Annotated in this window: 18 protein-coding genes, 1 tRNA gene and 1 pseudogene; 13 read left to right on the forward strand and 7 right to left on the reverse strand. The window is 74.6% G+C overall.

Going from position 1 to position 14,453, the window contains the following annotated elements; all coding sequences use genetic code 11:
• Positions 1-580: 580 nt before the first annotated feature.
• Complete coding sequence (locus VFG42_RS08935) at positions 581-1,210, reverse strand: PilZ domain-containing protein (protein ID WP_324907455.1); 630 nt, start codon at positions 1,208-1,210, stop codon at positions 581-583.
• A gap of 61 nt (positions 1,211-1,271) precedes the next feature.
• On the opposite strand from VFG42_RS08935, the gene VFG42_RS08940 reads away from it, so the two are divergent.
• From VFG42_RS08940 to VFG42_RS08960, 5 genes are read left to right on the forward strand one after another with little or no spacing between them, the layout of a single operon-like run.
• Complete coding sequence (locus tag VFG42_RS08940; protein WP_324907457.1) at positions 1,272-2,036, forward strand: rhomboid family intramembrane serine protease; 765 nt, start codon at positions 1,272-1,274, stop codon at positions 2,034-2,036.
• Between the two features lie 26 nt (positions 2,037-2,062).
• Positions 2,063-2,425, forward strand: coding sequence for a hypothetical protein (locus tag VFG42_RS08945; RefSeq protein ID WP_324907459.1), 363 nt, complete (start codon positions 2,063-2,065; stop codon positions 2,423-2,425).
• 3 nt (positions 2,426-2,428) lie between these two features.
• Positions 2,429-3,112 (forward strand): metal-dependent hydrolase, encoded by a 684-nt coding sequence (locus VFG42_RS08950; RefSeq protein WP_324907461.1) that lies wholly within the window; start codon positions 2,429-2,431, stop codon positions 3,110-3,112.
• On the forward strand, positions 3,109-3,384 hold the full coding sequence (locus VFG42_RS08955; RefSeq protein WP_324907463.1) for an Lrp/AsnC ligand binding domain-containing protein: 276 nt from the start codon (positions 3,109-3,111) through the stop codon (positions 3,382-3,384). The genes VFG42_RS08950 and VFG42_RS08955 overlap by 4 nt, the downstream gene beginning before the upstream one ends.
• Before the next feature lie 29 nt (positions 3,385-3,413).
• Positions 3,414-3,932 (forward strand): hypothetical protein, encoded by a 519-nt coding sequence (locus VFG42_RS08960; RefSeq protein WP_324907465.1) that lies wholly within the window; start codon positions 3,414-3,416, stop codon positions 3,930-3,932.
• On the opposite strand, the gene VFG42_RS08965 is transcribed toward VFG42_RS08960, so the two are convergent.
• Positions 3,907-4,704 (reverse strand): IclR family transcriptional regulator, encoded by a 798-nt coding sequence (locus VFG42_RS08965; protein ID WP_324907467.1) that lies wholly within the window; start codon positions 4,702-4,704, stop codon positions 3,907-3,909. The two genes, VFG42_RS08960 and VFG42_RS08965, sit on opposite strands and share 26 nt — an antisense overlap.
• 66 nt (positions 4,705-4,770) lie before the next feature.
• Here VFG42_RS08965 and hutU point away from each other — a divergent pair, with 66 nt between their 5' ends.
• Genes hutU through VFG42_RS08985 form a run of 4 tightly spaced genes read left to right on the forward strand, consistent with a single transcriptional unit; the run spans position 4,771 to position 9,894 of the window.
• Positions 4,771-6,408, forward strand: a complete 1,638-nt coding sequence (hutU, locus tag VFG42_RS08970; RefSeq protein ID WP_324907469.1) for a urocanate hydratase — start codon at positions 4,771-4,773, stop codon at positions 6,406-6,408.
• Positions 6,405-7,631, forward strand: a complete 1,227-nt coding sequence (hutI, locus tag VFG42_RS08975; protein ID WP_324907471.1) for an imidazolonepropionase — start codon at positions 6,405-6,407, stop codon at positions 7,629-7,631. The genes hutU and hutI overlap by 4 nt, the downstream gene beginning before the upstream one ends.
• Complete coding sequence (locus tag VFG42_RS08980) at positions 7,628-8,779, forward strand: Zn-dependent hydrolase (protein WP_324907473.1); 1,152 nt, start codon at positions 7,628-7,630, stop codon at positions 8,777-8,779. The genes hutI and VFG42_RS08980 overlap by 4 nt, the downstream gene beginning before the upstream one ends.
• A complete protein-coding gene (locus VFG42_RS08985; protein WP_324907474.1) occupies positions 8,776-9,894 on the forward strand; it encodes a formimidoylglutamate deiminase in 1,119 nt (372 codons plus the stop codon). Before VFG42_RS08980 ends, VFG42_RS08985 begins: the two co-directional genes overlap by 4 nt.
• Here VFG42_RS08985 and VFG42_RS08990 read toward each other — a convergent pair.
• The 3 genes and pseudogenes from VFG42_RS08990 to VFG42_RS27420 all read right to left on the reverse strand — a co-directional run.
• Positions 9,871-10,014 carry a hypothetical protein gene (locus VFG42_RS08990; RefSeq protein WP_324907476.1) on the reverse strand — a complete coding sequence of 48 codons (144 nt, stop codon included), beginning with the start codon at positions 10,012-10,014 and terminating at the stop codon, positions 9,871-9,873. The genes VFG42_RS08985 and VFG42_RS08990 overlap by 24 nt on opposite strands.
• Entirely contained in the window at positions 10,001-10,195 is a 195-nt protein-coding gene (locus VFG42_RS08995; protein ID WP_324907478.1) for an NAD-dependent epimerase/dehydratase family protein, read from the reverse strand. Before VFG42_RS08995 ends, VFG42_RS08990 begins: the two co-directional genes overlap by 14 nt.
• Before the next feature lie 272 nt (positions 10,196-10,467).
• A pseudogene (locus VFG42_RS27420) lies at positions 10,468-10,617 on the reverse strand (sigma factor); the annotation flags it as partial.
• Positions 10,618-10,642: 25 nt separating this feature from the next.
• On the opposite strand from VFG42_RS27420, the gene VFG42_RS09005 reads away from it, so the two are divergent.
• Positions 10,643-11,296 carry a hypothetical protein gene (locus VFG42_RS09005; protein WP_324907482.1) on the forward strand — a complete coding sequence of 218 codons (654 nt, stop codon included), beginning with the start codon at positions 10,643-10,645 and terminating at the stop codon, positions 11,294-11,296.
• Entirely contained in the window at positions 11,293-11,649 is a 357-nt protein-coding gene (locus VFG42_RS09010) for a tRNA-binding protein (protein ID WP_324907484.1), read from the forward strand. Before VFG42_RS09005 ends, VFG42_RS09010 begins: the two co-directional genes overlap by 4 nt.
• A 15-nt stretch (positions 11,650-11,664) precedes the next feature.
• Here VFG42_RS09010 and VFG42_RS09015 read toward each other — a convergent pair whose 3' ends face one another.
• The gene (locus VFG42_RS09015) at positions 11,665-13,221 is read right to left on the reverse strand and encodes an RNA polymerase sigma factor (protein WP_324907486.1); all 1,557 of its coding nucleotides are present in this window, start codon (positions 13,219-13,221) and stop codon (positions 11,665-11,667) included.
• Positions 13,222-13,334: 113 nt separating this feature from the next.
• On the opposite strand from VFG42_RS09015, the gene VFG42_RS09020 reads away from it, so the two are divergent.
• Positions 13,335-13,419, forward strand: a tRNA-Leu gene (locus VFG42_RS09020).
• Position 13,420: 1 nt separating this feature from the next.
• Positions 13,421-13,699: a DUF167 domain-containing protein gene (locus VFG42_RS09025; protein WP_324907488.1), complete on the forward strand. Its 279-nt coding sequence runs from the start codon at positions 13,421-13,423 to the stop codon at positions 13,697-13,699.
• On the opposite strand, the gene VFG42_RS09030 is transcribed toward VFG42_RS09025, so the two are convergent.
• Positions 13,696-14,304 (reverse strand): helix-turn-helix domain-containing protein, encoded by a 609-nt coding sequence (locus VFG42_RS09030; RefSeq protein ID WP_324907490.1) that lies wholly within the window; start codon positions 14,302-14,304, stop codon positions 13,696-13,698. The genes VFG42_RS09025 and VFG42_RS09030 overlap by 4 nt on opposite strands.
• Between the last annotated feature and the right edge of the window lie 149 nt (positions 14,305-14,453).

Below are 14,453 nucleotides of genomic sequence, written 5' to 3' on the forward strand. Positions count from 1 at the left end.
TCCCTGCGAACCGTCGACCGGCGACGCCCCTCGGGGTCGCCGCAGGCGTCCGGCGGCCATCGAGCCCCGTCGTGGGCCGACCGACGGCGCCTTCGTGTTGCCGAGGAACACGAAGGCGCCGTTGGTCGCCCGGGGGCGCCGGCCTCGGCGGATCGATGGCACTTCGGGGGCGCCGGGCGCCCCCGAGCTGCCATCGATCTCCGGGGAAGCGTCGGCCTCGCCTTCGATCCCACCGACGGCGTCTTCGTGTCGCCGAGGAACACGAAGGCGCCGTTGGTCGCCCAGGGGCGCCCGCATCGGCAGATCGATGGCACTCCGAGGGCGCCGGGCGCCCCGAGCTGCCATCGATGCGGGGTGGAGGGTGCGCCACCCTGGCCCGGGGTCAGGTCTGGATGCGAGTCCCTGAAGGCGGCTTCGCCTCGGCGCAGGCACCCGCCGCCCCACGCCCACGGCAGACGAGCGAGCGCCGGCACCGCCAACCCCTGCTCGCCGCTCTCAATGCCAAACCCCACCAGCGCCTCGCACCACCAACCACAGCCCCGCGCCGGACGCCACAAGCGCCAGCACCAGCACGGGCCCCCTACCCGCCCTCCCGCAGCAGGAACGCCTGCCGCGCCACCCTCTGGCGCACCGCGAAGATCAGCTGGTCCAGCGTGCCCGCCACCTCGGCGTCCAGGTCCGTGAACTCCACCGCCGCGGCGCCGTCGGCGTCGCGGCGTACGACGCGCCCGCGGCAGACCAGGGGCGACGGCAGGCCGGGGACCGCGACCTCCAGGCCGACATGCGTGCCCGGCATCGCGGAGGCCACGGCGTCGATCCGGAGGCCGCCGGCAGAGACGTCGGTGGTCGAGAAGTCCTGGGCGCCGCCGACGCGGCGGCCGTCGCCGTCCAGCGGGGTGACGCGGACGGCCAGCTCGGCCTTCAGCCGGGGACGGAGGCGCAGCGGTCGGACGCCGACGTCGTCGGTCACCCGGAAGCCGACGGTCCCGTCGATCGGTCCGCGCTCGACGGTGCCGGTCAGCAGCACCGGATGGCGCGGCGTCTCGAACGACAGGGTCGCGGGCGCGGGCAGCGGATCGAGCAGCGCGAGCGTCGCCGCGTCGCGGGGCTCCAGCACGGCTTCGCCGCCGTCGACCGCGACAACGCGCCAGGTCGAATCCTCGCCCAAGGCGTCCAAACCGACGATCTGGAAGTCCCTGAGCCGCCGCACGATCGAATGATCGACCTCGTTGGCTCCGACTGGAGTCCTGGGGGCCTAGAATCGATTCGAGATGGCCGGGACGCCTGACCTCTTCGTCGTTTGCAAGAAGTGCGGGTCTGAGGTCAGCCCGTACATCACCGAGTGCCCGTACTGCGGAACGCGGTTGCGCAAGCGCGCGCCCAAGATCGACCGCCGCACCGGCGACGCGTCCCCGCGCAGCGCCCGCAAGCTGCCCCGGCCGATGCTGACGCCGCTGCGTCGCGACGAGATCCCGGGCATTCGCGCCGACGCGTTCGGCCGTCCGAACATGACGATCGCGCTGATCGTCCTGTCGCTCGTCGGCTACCTGATCCTGCCGTTCGTCGCCGACCGCGACCTCGGCCTCGTCGACCTCCACGGCGCCGCGTGGAAGTACGTGGTCCCGGCCTTCGTCTACCCGAACGCCTGGTACCAGCTGGCGGTCCTGTTCACGATCGGGATCTTCGGCTGGCGGCTGGAGCTGCGCCACGGGCCGCTGCTCGTGCTGGCGCTGTTCGTCGCCTGCGGGTTGGGCGGCAACGCGATCGCGGCGGCCGTCAACCTCGACGACTTCATCTTCGGCGCGCCCGGCGCCGCGCTGGGCATGCTCGCCGCCTGGGTCCTGCCCGACCTCGTCCGCGCCCGCCGCGGCGTGGACTACGACGGCGACCTCATCGGCACCGCGGTCCTCGGCATCGTCGTCGCGGTGATGCCCGCGGTCGCCTGGGGCGCGAGCGCGATCGCGACGTTCTCGGGCCTGGTCCTGGGAGCGCTCGCGGGCCTGATGCTCCTGCGCACGCAGGACACCACCCGGTAGCGAACCCCGCGCTAGGGTGGATCCCAGTGCCCGCCCGCCGCTTCACCGCCGAGCAGGTCGACGCCGCCGTCGCGGCGCTCTCGACCGACCCCGGGCGCTTCGCCCACGCCCAGGAGATCGTCACGCACGCGGCCCCCGGGCTGCAGCGCGTGCTCAACGAGGCCCTGCACGCCGGCGGCTGGTTCGGCGAGGCGCACGAGAAGCAGATCACCGGCGCGGCCTCCATCGAGGGCGAGGCCGAGCGCGAGATCGCCATCCGCACGCTGATCGCCGAGGAGACCCGGCTGAGCATGCTCGTCGGCGTCGCCGTCGGGCTCGAGCTGGCGCGCGCGATGTACGAGCCCGAGGCGTTCAACGAACCCGAGTCCGAGTCCGAGTCAGAGGAGTAGTCGATGGAGATCAAGTTCCTGGGCCACGCCGCGTTCGCGCTGTCGCACGACGGCAAGACCGTGCTCGTCGACCCGTTCCTGACCGGCAACCCCAAGGCCGCGGCCGGCGCCGACGAGGTCGAGGCCGACGCGATCTTCCTGACCCACGGCCACGGCGACCACCTGGGCGACACGGTGGACATCGCCCAGCGCACGGGCGCCGACGTCGTGGCGATCGTCGAGCTGGCCGCGGAGCTGGAGGGGGCCGGGCTCGACAAGGTCCACAACCCCAACATCGGCGGCACGGTCGACCTCGGCTGGGTGAGCGTCCGCCTGACGCCCGCGTGGCACACCGGCACCTCGCCGTCCGGCGGCACGACCGCCACGCCCGCCGGCCTGGTGATCGAGATCGGCGGCAAGCGGATCTACCACCTCGGCGACACCGGCCTGTTCAGCGACCTGGCGCTGCCGTCGCGGCGCGGCCACATCGACGTCGCGCTGATCCCGATCGGCGGCCACTTCACGATGGACCGCTTCGACGCGGTGACCGCGGCCGAGTTCGTCAAGGCCGACCAGGTCATCCCGTGCCACTACGACACGTTCCCGCCGATCCAGACCGACGTGCAGGCGTTCAAGTCCGACGTGCAGAACGCCGGCTACGCCGAGGTCGTCGTGCTGGAGCCGGGCGAGAGCCACACGGTCCGATGACCCACGCGGTCGTGCTGATCGAGGCCGAGCGGGATGCGCTGACGACGCTCGGCGGCGAGCTCGCCGGCCTCGACGGCGTGGCCGAGGCCTACAGCGTCACCGGTGAGTGGGACTTCGTGGCGATCGTCCGCGTGCCCCGTCACGACCAGCTTGCCGACGTCATCACCGGGAAGCTCGTCAAGCTCCCCGGCGTCAGCCGCACCCAGACGATGGTCGCCTTCGAGGTGTTCTCCGAGCACGACCTCGAGGCGATGTTCTCGATCGGCCAGTGAGGGCGCGGGCCGCCGCTCTGCTGGCCGGCGTGGCCGCCGCCGTCGTCCTGGCGGCGTGCGGCGACGACGCCAAGTCCACCAACTCGGGTGACGGCGCCGACCCGGCGGGCACCGGCACGGTCGTCGCGACGACCCCGACCCCGACGGCGACCGACGAGACGACCACCGCCAAGACCGTGACCGTCCCGCCGACCGCCACGACCGGCGTGCCCAAGGGCGGCGTGACGACGGGGGAGACGACGCCGACGACCACCGGCGAGTCCGGCGAGGGCGGGGCCGGCGACGAGGAGCCCGCGCGCGTGCCGGTCATGCTCACGCACTCCGGCGGCGCGCTGTCGCCGACGACCGTCACCGTCCCGGCCTTCCTCTCGCTGGAGATCAAGATCTCCGGCGCGTCGTCCACCGCCACGCTGCCCGGCGGCGCCACGCTCGCCGTGCCCGGAACGAAGACCATCGTCGGGCTGAAGCCCGGCAAGTACACCATCTCGACCGCCGACGGCGGCAGGGCGACGCTGGACGTCGTCAACGGCGGGGATCCGGGCCCGTAGGGGCCGGCACCCGTCCGCGGATCCGTCGCGCCACCTCGCCCGCCGCGTCGATCACAGCGCTGGCCAGCGCCGCGCGCGGACGGCCGAGCTTCACCTCGCGCGCGGGGAACGTCAGCGCGATCGCCGCGACCGGATGGCCGGTGTGGTCTAGGACCGGCGCGGCGACCGACGCGAAGCCGGTCGTGACATAGCCGTCCTCGGTCGCGTGGCCGGCGCGGCGGGTCTCGGCCAGCGCGCGGCGCAGCTCGACCAGCGTGCGCGGGCCGCGCCCGCCCTCGCGGACGACCAGCGCGTCGCGGTTGGGGAACAGCGCGCGCAGCTGCGGGGCGGGCAGCGCGGCGAGCATCGCCAGGCCGCTGGCGGTCAGATGCGCGGGCAGGCGGACGCCGACGTCGGTGACCAGCGACGGCCGTCGCGGCGCGCGCTCCTCGATCACGTACAACACGTCGGCGCCGTGCAGCATCGCGAGATGGCCGTTGTGCGTGGTCTGCGCGACCAGGTCCTGCAGCACGTTCTGCGCGATCCAGCGCAGCGGCTCCTGGCGCGTGTAGGCCGCGCCGAGCGCGAAGGCCGCGACGCCCAGGCCCCAGCGGCGCTCGTCCTCCAGGTGTGCGACGAAGCCGCGCTCGCGCAGCGCCGCCAGCAGGTGGTAGGTCGTGGACCGGGGCAGCCCGAGGTCGCGCGCGATCGCCGCGGCGGGCAGCGGCGCGGCGTGACGGGCCAACAGCTCCAGGACGTCGAGCGCGGAGGTCGCGGCGGGGACATTGGCCACGATCCCAGTGTCTCAGATCCCAGACGTGCCTTGCCACGCGACCGCCACCGCCCGAGACTCGGCCCCATGAGCGCCGCACCCGACCAGCTCCGCTGCCGTGGGTGGCAGCAGGAGGCCGCCCTGCGCATGTTGGAGAACAACCTGCACCCGGACGTCGCCGAGAACCCGGACGACCTGGTGGTCTACGGCGGCATCGGCAAGGCCGCGCGCGACCACGCGTCGCTGGCGGCGATCAAGGACGTGCTGATGCGCCTGGAGGACACCGAGACGCTGCTGGTGCAGTCCGGCAAGCCCGTCGCGGTCTTCACCACGCACGAGCGCGCGCCGCGGGTGCTGATCGCCAACTCCAACCTCGTCGGCGACTGGGCCGACTGGGACCACTTCCGCGAGCTCGAGCGCAAGGGCCTGATGATGTACGGCCAGATGACCGCCGGGTCGTGGATCTACATCGGGTCCCAGGGCATCCTGCAGGGCACCTACGAGACGTTCGCCGCGGTCGCCCGCAAGCGCTTCGGCGGCTCGCTCGAAGGGCGCCTGGTCGTCACCGCCGGCCTCGGCGGGATGGGCGGCGCGCAGCCGCTGGCGGTCACGATGAACGGCGGCGTCGCGCTGTGCGTCGAGGTCGACCGCACGCGCATCGAGCGCCGGATCGAGACGGGGTACCTGGACGAGCGCGCGGGCTCGCTCGACGACGCGCTGGAGCGCGCGGCCGCCGCCGTCGCCGAGCGCCGTCCGTTGTCCATCGGGTTGCTCGGCAACGCCGCCGAGGTCCTGCCCGAGCTGGTCGCGCGCGGCGTGCACGTCGACGTCGTCACCGACCAGACCAGCGCCCACGACCCGCTGGTCGGCTACCTGCCCGCGGGGATGACGATCGAGCAGGGCGAGGCGCTGCGCGAGTCCGACCCCGACGAGTACCTGCGCCGCGTGGGGGAGAGCGCCAAGACGCACGTCGGCGCGATCCGCGCGCTGGCCGCCGCCGGCGCCGAGGCCTTCGACTACGGCAACGCGCTGCGCGGGCTGGCCGCCAAGCACGGCGACGAGGACGCGTTCTCCTACCCGGGCTTCGTCCCCGCCTACATCCGCCCGCTGTTCTGCGAGGGCAAGGGCCCGTTCCGGTGGGCGGCGCTCAGCGGCGACCCGGCCGACATCGCCGCCACCGACGCCGCGATCCTCGACCTCTTCGGCGACCAGCCCCACATCCGCCGCTGGATCGAGCTGGCCCAGGAGCACGTCAAGTTCCAGGGGTTGCCCGCGCGCATCTGCTGGCTGGGCGCCGGCGAGCGCCACCTCGCGGGGCTCAAGTTCAACGAGATGGTCGCCTCCGGCGAGCTGCGCGCGCCGATCGTCATCGGCCGCGACCACCTCGACGCGGGCTCGGTCGCCTCGCCCGAGCGCGAGACCGAGGCGATGCGCGACGGCACCGACGCGGTGGCCGACTGGCCGCTGCTCAACGCGATGGTGAACGTCGCGGCGGGCGCGTCGTGGGTGTCGATCCACCACGGCGGCGGCGTCGGCATGGGCAAGTCGATCCACGCCGGCCAGGTCGTCGTCGCCGACGGCACCGAGCTGGGCGCCGAGCGTGTCCGCGCGGTGCTGACGATCGACCCGGGCATGGGCGTCGTGCGCCACGTCGACGCGGGCTACCCCGAGGCCGAGGCCGCGGCCAAGCGGCTGGACATCGACATCCCCATGATGGACGCGTGACGCCGCTCAGCCTGGAGAACGCCGCGCAGGTCGCGCGCCCGCCGCGGGACGGACTGCCCTACGTGCGGCTGGACCGCGCCGCCGACGTCGTGCTCGACGGCGGCGCGCTGGCCACCGACGGCGACCGCATCGCGGGCTTCGCGGCCGACGCCACCGCGCGCCGGATCGACTGCACCGGCTGCGCGGTGATCCCGGGGCTGGTCGACTGCCACACGCACCTGCCGTTCGCGGGCTGGCGCGCGGAGGAGTACGCGATGAAGGTCGCGGGCCGCCCCTACGAGGAGATCGCGCGCGCGGGCGGCGGGATCGCGTCGTCGGCGCGGGCCTTCGCGGAGTCCGGCGACGACGCGGTGCTGGCGCAGGCCACCGCGCTGACCCGCGAGATGCTCCGGCACGGCACGACGAGCTTCGAGACGAAGTCGGGCTACGGGCTGAGCGTGGACGCCGAGCGGCGCGCGCTGGACCTCGCGGCGCGGCTGGCGCGCGAGGTGCCGCAGACGGTGCGCAGCACCGCGCTGCTCGCCCACGCGATCCCGGCGGACTACGCGGGCGCGGGCGCCTGGCTCGACGCGGTCGCGCCGCTGGCCGCGCACGACGCGGCGACCGCGCTGGACATCTACGTCGAGTCGGTGGCCTTCGGCCTCGACGACCTCGCGCGCATGGGCGAGCTGGCGCGGGCCAACGGCCGCGACCTCCGCGCCCACGTCGAGCAGTTCTCGACCATGCGCTCGGTGCCCGTCGCGCTGGAGCACGGCGCGCGCTCGGTCGACCACCTCGCGTGCCTGCATCCCGACGACCTCGGCCCGCTGGCCGCCGCCGAGTGCGCGGCGGTCCTGCTGCCCGGCGCGGAGGTCCTTGGCGACGAGCACGTCGCGCCCGGTCGCGCGCTGGCCGACGCGGGCGCCATCGGCGTCCTGGCCACCGACCTCAACCCCGGCACCTCGCCGGTCGCCTCGCTGCCGCTGATCGCCGGCCTCGCCGTCCGCCGCTACGGCTGGACGCCGCGCGAGGCGCTCGTCGCGATGACGCTCAACGCGGCGTGGGTGCTGCGCCGGCATGAGGACCTCGGGTCGCTGGAGGCCGGCAAGCGCGCCGACGTCGTCGTCCTCGACGCGCCGCTGGAGCACGTGCCCTACCGCTTCGGCCACAACCCGGTGGCGATCGTCATCGTCGGCGGCGAGATCGTCCACGTCCGGGAGGACCAGGCATGGCGGCTGGCGTGAGCCCGATCACCGCGCGGGACCTCGACGCGCGCCTGGCGCCGCTGCGCGCGATCGGCTTCGACGCGCGGCGCGGCACCAACCGCCTCGCGTGGACGCCCGAGGACGCGGCGGCGGGCGCGTGGTTCGAGGAGCAGGCCGCGGCGTGCGGGCTGGAGGCCTGGCGCGACGCGGCGGGCAACCGCTGGGCGACGCCGCGCGGGACCGACGGCCCGTGGTGGGCGGTCGGCTCGCACACCGACTCGGTCCGCGACGGCGGCGCGTTCGACGGCGCGCTCGGTGTCGCGGCGGCGTTCGCGATCGCGGCGGTCGCGCCGGACGACCGGCCGCTGGCGGTCATCTCGTTCGAGGACGAGGAGGGCGCGCGCTTCAACACGCCGACGTTCGGCTCGCGGGCGCTGACCGGCGCGCTGGCCGACGGCGTCCTGGACCGCGCCGACGACGACGGGACCACGCTGGCCGAGGCGATGCGCGCGGCCGGGGTCGACCCCGCGGGGCTGCCCCGGGCGACCGACAACCTCGACAAGCTCCGGGGCTTCTACGAGCTGCACATCGACCAGTCGACCGACCTGGCGGAGCGCGGCGCGCCCTACGGCGTCGTCTCGTCGCTGGCGGCGCGGCTGCGCGTGCGCGCGACGCTGCGCGGCGTCGCCGACCACGCGGGCACGACGCCGATGGAGGGCCGCCAGGACGCGCTGCTGGCCGCCGCGCGCCTGATCGTCGCCGCCAACGAGCAGGCCGCCGGCGAGATGCGCGCCACGGTCGGCCGCATCCTCGTCGAGCCCAACGCGCTGACCGCGATCGCCGCGGGCACGACGGCCTGGCTGGACGCGCGCTCGCCCGACAGCGCCGTGCTCGACGCGTGGCTGGCGCGCGTGACCGCCGCGGCGCCGGGCGCGGACCTCGCGATCGAGTCGCGCTCGCCCGCCGTGACGTTCGACGACGGCCTGCGCGCGCTGCTGCGCGGCGCCGGCGCGCCCGAGGTCGTCTGCTGGGCGGGCCACGACGCGGGCCTGCTCGCGCCGCACGTCCCGGCCGCGATGGTGCTCGTCCGCAACGCGACCGGCATCAGCCACTCGCCCGTCGAGCACGTCGAGCTGGAGGACGCCGCCGCCGGCGCCACCGCGATCCTGGAGGCCCTCAGCGCATGACCACCACCTTGGTCGACGCCATGCCCAACGCCCACAGCCACGCGTTCCAGCGCGACCTGCGCGGGATCGGCGAGCGGCCGTCGGACCCCGCCGACGACTTCTGGACCTGGCGCACCGAGATGTTCCGGCTGGCGGGCGCGCTGGACCCGGACACGATGGCCGACGTCGCGACGCGCGTGTACCGCGAGATGCGCGCCGCGGGCTACGGCGCGGTGGGGGAGTTCCACTACGTCCACCACCGGCCCGACGGCACGCCGTACGAGCAACCCAACGTGATGGCCATGACGGTGGCCGAGGCGGCGCGCGCGGCCGGCCTGGAGATCGTCCTGCTGCCCGCCGCCTACCACCGCAACGGCTGGGACGGCGGCGACCGGCCGCCGCGGCCCGGGCAGCGCCGGTTCTGCGACCCGTCGGTGGACGCCTACCTCGAGCGGGTCGACGCGCTGCGCGCGTGGGCGGCGGACCGCGAGGGCGTTCACGTCGGTGTCGCCGCGCACTCGGTCCGCGCGGTGCCCGCGTCGTGGCTGCGCGCGCTGGCCGAGTACGCCGACGCGCACGGCCTGGTCCGCCACGTCCACGCCCACGAGCAGCGCCGCGAGCTTGAGGAGTGCGCGGCCGAGCACGACGGCGCCACGCCGATCGCGCTGCTGCACGACACCGGCTTCCTCGGCGCGCGCACGTCGCTGGTGCACGGCATCCACGTCAGCGCCGACGACGTCGCGCGGCTGGCCGACACCGACACGATCGTCGTCTCCTGCCCGACGACCGAGGGCAACCTCGGCGACGGCCACCTGCCCGCGATGGTCTACCGCGACGCGGGCGTCCGGCTGGCGGTCGGCAGCGACTCCCAGGTCCGCGTCGACCCCTTCGAGGAGGCGCGCGAGCTGGAGACGCTGGCCCGGCGCGAGCGCCAGACGCGCGCCGCGTTGTTGTCGCACTACGGCGACCTGTGGGCCGAGTTGGTGGCCAACGGCCGCGCGTCGCTGGGGCTGGACGAGATCCCGCCGACGTCGATCGCGATCGACCGCGACCACCCGCAGCTGGCCGGCGTCGCCGACGTCGACCTGCCGCGGGCGCTGGTCACCGCCGCGTCAGCCGCGGTCGTGCGCGTCTAGCCACGCCGCCAGCGTCATCGTGCCCAGCAGGACGTCGCCGATCGGGACCAGGAGGTCCTCCGACCACGGCGTGCCGAAGTAGCCGGCGTCCGGGTCGGTGACGACCTCATGGTCGGTCACGCGGCGGACGAGGTCGTCCATGTTCCCGCGCCCCGGCCGGCGCGGCGTCCAGGCCCGCGCCGGTGACCGCGTCGACGCCTTGCGCGCGCGACGCGACCGAGACCTCATGGCCGGCCGCCGCCAGGTGGGGAACGAGCCGCGAGCCGACCTGTCCGTTGCCGCCGATGACCACGATCTTCATGATGATGTCCTTGCCTTCCTTCGCTGCGGGTGAGAGGGGGTTCGCAGCGAGGGCCGCCCACCCCGTCAGGACGTGACAGCGAATCGCGCGAGCTTGCGCGGGTTGACCTGCCACAGGATCTCGGCGATGCCGTCGTCCGTGGTCTCGCTGGTCAGCATGGCGATCGGCGCGCCGCCCGGCGCGGTCGCGAGGATCGCGGGGACGCCGTTGGCGTCGATCGCGCGGACGACCCGCTCGCGCCCGTGCAGCGGCACGCGCGAGGCGTGGACCACGCGCTCGGCGCCCTGCCAGCGGATCCAGGCGTCCTGGACGACGTCGTCGGCCTCGGCGACGCTGCCGAGCATCCGGTAGGCGATCCCGAGCAGGCGCGGGCGCACCGCCGCGAAGGCCTCGGCGTGCTCGTCGCTGACGTCGGTCGTCACGGCGGGGACTCTAGAATGGGCGCGGATGTCCGCCGTCCGCCCCGAGTTCGGCCCGACGCTGCCCGAGCTGCTGGGGCCGCGGATCCGGGTCCTCCCGCGCGCCGCGCGCCTTGCGCTGGCGGCGGTCGGCGCGCTGGTCGTCCTGCTGCTCCTGTGGGCGCTGTTCCTGCGCGGCGAGGGCGAGACCGTCAAGAAGCGCGCGGTGATCGTGCGCCGGCCGGTCGCGTTCAACTTCGTCTACCGCCACCCGTTCCGCAAGCAGGCGCCGCTGGCCGGCGAGCTGGCGCGCGTGGGCAGCAAGGAGCAGTCGTTCAGCGTCCGCGAGCTGGCGCTGCCGGCCTACGGCGGCGACGCGGCCGGGTTCCTGCCGCTCTACGCGGCGACGCTGGAGAAGCAGATGGCCAAGGACCTGCCGGGCTTCGTCTGGCGCTCCGACGGCCGCGCGAACATCAACAAGCAGCAGGGCTTCGAGATCGTCTTCCAGTTCCGCCGCGGCGACGGCACGCTCATGTACGGCCGCCGCATCCTGCTGCTGCCCAGCGTGACCTCCCGCCAGGGCGCCGACATCTGGGTCGCCGCACCGCGCTCGCCCGCGATCGTGCGCGCCGACGACGTCGGCCACAACGGCGGGCTCAAGACGGCGCTGCGCTCGTTCCGCTTCGGGACGGAGCGGCCGTGAGCGACGCCGACGGCCGGGCCGACGGCCTCATCACCTTCGACGACTTCGTCAAGGTCGACGTCCGCGTCGGGCGCATCGTCGCGGTCGACGACTTCCCCGAGGCCCGCAAGCCCGCCTGGAAGCTGCGCATCGACTTCGGACCCGAGATCGGCGAGAAGCGCTCCTCCGCGCAGATCACGAACTACTCGCGCGAGGAGCTGACCGGCCGCCTGGTCCTGGCCGTCGTCAACTTCCCACCGCGCCAGATCGGCCCCTTCCGCTCCGAGGTCCTGACCCTCGGGACCTACCGCGGCGACGTCGTGCTGCTGGTCAACCCGGGCGCCGACGCGCGGCCGGGCGACAAGCTGGGCTGAGCCCGGCGCTGCCGCTCAGCCCGCGGGCGTCGTCGACGACGCGCCGCCGGACGGCGTGGTCGTCGTCGTGTCGTCGGCGTCCGGCGTGGTGGTCGTCGGATCGTCGGCGGGCGGCGCGGGGTCGGCGGGCGCCGGCGTCGTCGTGGAAGCCGGCGGCGTGGTCGTCGTCGTGTCGGCGGGCGGCGTCGAGGTGGCGGTCGGCTGCTCGGCCGGGGTGGTGGCGGCGGGCGTGACCGTCGTGGGCGCGGCGGGCGCCGTCGCGGTCTGGTCGGGCAGGCGCGTGTTGTCGTAGCCCTGCTGGGTGCCGGCCGGCGCGGTGGTCGAGGCGGGCACGCTCGCGGTGGCGGTCTGCGTCGAGGCCGGGGCGGCCGTCGACGGCGCGGCGCTCGTGGTGGCCGGCGCGGCGTCGGTGGGCTTGGCGCGATGCTCGACCTTCTCGGCGCCGCCGTGCTTGACGGACGTGTGCGCGGGGGCGGTCTGCGGGACCGACTTCACCGCGACCGGCGCGGGCGTCGCCGGGACGACCGGGGCGGCGGCGCGCGTCACGGGCTTGGCGGCCTCCGCGGCGGGCTGCTGCAGGCGGTGCTTCTTGGCGTGGTCGACCTCGACCGCGCCGGTGGTGACGATCGCCACGGCGGCCAGGCCGGCCGCCGCCTTGGTCGCCACCGCGCCGACGCCCGCGCTGAGCGCGCCGCCGGTGGTGACGCCGGACGCCGCGACGCCGCCGGCGCCCGCGGCGGCGCTGCCCGCGCCGGCGGCCGCGCTTCCGGCGCCCTGCGCGAGCAGGAACTTCTTGAACAGCAGCAGCGGGCCGATCGGGAAGACCGCCGCCAACGCCTTGTTGTTGGACTTCAGCTGCTTCTTGAAGTCCGCGCAGCGCTGGCACCCGCGCACGTGGCGGCGCACCGGCGCGCTGACCTTCGTCAGGCCCTCGGCCCACTCGCCGAGCTCCTCGCGCACCTCGGTGCACGTCAGCTTGCGCGCCTCGGCCGCCTCGGCCAGCGAGACCCGCGCGCGCACCAGCAGCGACTTGACCGAGGGGACCGTCGTCTCCATCGCCTCGGCGATCTGCTCGTAGGAGAGCGCGTCGATCTCGCGCAGCAGCAGCGCGGTGCGCTGCGTCTCGGCCAGCGTCTGCACGTCGGCGACGAGCTGGCGGAAGTCCTCGCGGTCGTGGACCTTGTCGGCGGTCGTCGTGCCGTGCTCGGCGAGGTGGACGTCCATCGAGTCCATGCCGATCGCCGTCTGCTTGCGCAGGTGGTTCAGGCAGCGGTTGCGCGCGATCCGGTACAGCCACGGGCGCACGTTGATCGGCCGGTCGTCGGCCATCATCGCGTTGAACGCGGCGGCGAAGACCTCCTGCAGGACGTCCTCCGCGTCCTCGCGCGACGCGAGCATGTGCCGGCAGAACGCCAGCAGCCGCGCCTGGTAGCGGGAGACCAGCGCCTCGTAGGCCGCCTGGTTCCCGCGCCGGGTCAGGACGACCAGGCGCTCGTCGCCCTGCAGACGCAGGAGCGGGGTGGGGCCGCGCAGGCCGGCGGCTGGCGAATGTCGGAGGGCGGAGACTTCCACGCGCGTTCGAACGGGCCTTTCCACGCCCGCACCGACTGAAACAGACGGGGGCATGGGAAGTTGCGGTTCGGCCCCATTGTGACAACGCCGACGTTACGCTCACCTAAGACCGCGCCCGGGTGGTGGAACTGGTCAGACACGGCCGGCTTAAACCCGGCTGCCCGCAAGGGCATGGGGGTTCGAGTCCCTCCCCGGGTATTTGCAGGACTTCTCGTGTGATCTGACCGTCCGGCTGACCCCGCGCGCCGACCGTGAGGCGGTGGTCTTCGAAGCCGGCCCGCCGCCGCTCATCCGTGCACGCGTCGTTGCGCCGCCGGTCGGCGGGCAGGCCAACGCGGCGCTGATCAAGCTGCTGGCCAAGCGCCTGCGCGTGCCGAAGTCCCGGCTGCGCGTCGTGCGCGGCGAGACCGCGCGCGACAAGGTGGTGCGCGTCGACGGCCTCACGGCCGCCGACGCGCACGCACGCTTGGGTTCTTAGGCGACCTCGGCCTCGCGCACCGCGCCGGGCGCCAGCGCCTCCAGGAGCGCCTCGGCGATCTCCTGGTCGCCGGTGATCTCCAGCTCGGTGCGGGACGCGTCGGGTCCGAGCGCCTCGACCCACGCCCGCTCCGGGCCCGCGATGCGGGCGTCGGCCTCGGGCGCGGAGCGCTCGGCCAGGTCGACCCGGCCGCGGCGCGCGGTGAGCACGTAGCGCTTCATGTCGCCCGCGCGGCGGACGACCGTGACCTCGACCATGCCGTCGAGCCCGTCCGGCAGCGCCAGCCCCGGAACGGAGCGCAGGATGGCGCCGACGTCGACGGACTCGTCGGGGCGGGGCGGCGACCACGCCCAGCGGGCGCCCCAGCGGGCCAGGGCGCCGACGACGGGCAGCAGGTCACGCGCCCGCTCGGTCAGCTCGTAGTCCACCCGCGGCGGCACCTCTCGATACCGCTGCCGCGTGAGGAGGCCATCAGCAACCATCCGGTTCAGCCGCGACCGCAGCTGCTCGGTGCTGATGCCCGGGAGGACGCGCTGCAATTCGACGAAGCGGCGTGGACCCGCGACGAGGTCGCGCACGATGAGCAATGTCCACTTGTCGCCCACCAGATCGAGCGCCCGAGCGTCGGGAGCCCACTGGTTGTACGGGTGCCGCTTGGGGGGTGGAACGGAGGGAATGGCTGCCTCCCTTGAGACCGCGTAGATAGGACGGACCCCTCAGCCAGGGACCAGGATACCCACGTCCGCTCGCGGAC

Origin of the sequence: Baekduia sp. (assembly GCF_035685985.1) — a bacterium.
Classification (GTDB): domain Bacteria; phylum Actinomycetota; class Thermoleophilia; order Solirubrobacterales; family Solirubrobacteraceae; genus Baekduia.

Bases quoted from the DNA above. Each gene is read 5' to 3' on its own strand.
- VFG42_RS08940 (WP_324907457.1), top strand. From the start codon at position 1,272: ATGGCCGGGACGCCTGACCTCTTCGTCGTTTGCAAGAAGTGCGGGTCT.
- VFG42_RS08950 (WP_324907461.1), top strand. From the start codon at position 2,429: ATGGAGATCAAGTTCCTGGGCCACGCCGCGTTCGCGCTGTCGCACGAC.
- VFG42_RS08955 (WP_324907463.1), top strand. From the start codon at position 3,109: ATGACCCACGCGGTCGTGCTGATCGAGGCCGAGCGGGATGCGCTGACG.
- hutU (WP_324907469.1), top strand. From the start codon at position 4,771: ATGAGCGCCGCACCCGACCAGCTCCGCTGCCGTGGGTGGCAGCAGGAG.
- VFG42_RS08985 (WP_324907474.1), top strand. From the start codon at position 8,776: ATGACCACCACCTTGGTCGACGCCATGCCCAACGCCCACAGCCACGCG.
- VFG42_RS08995 (WP_324907478.1), bottom strand. From the start codon at position 10,195: ATGAAGATCGTGGTCATCGGCGGCAACGGACAGGTCGGCTCGCGGCTC.
- VFG42_RS09005 (WP_324907482.1), top strand. From the start codon at position 10,643: ATGTCCGCCGTCCGCCCCGAGTTCGGCCCGACGCTGCCCGAGCTGCTG.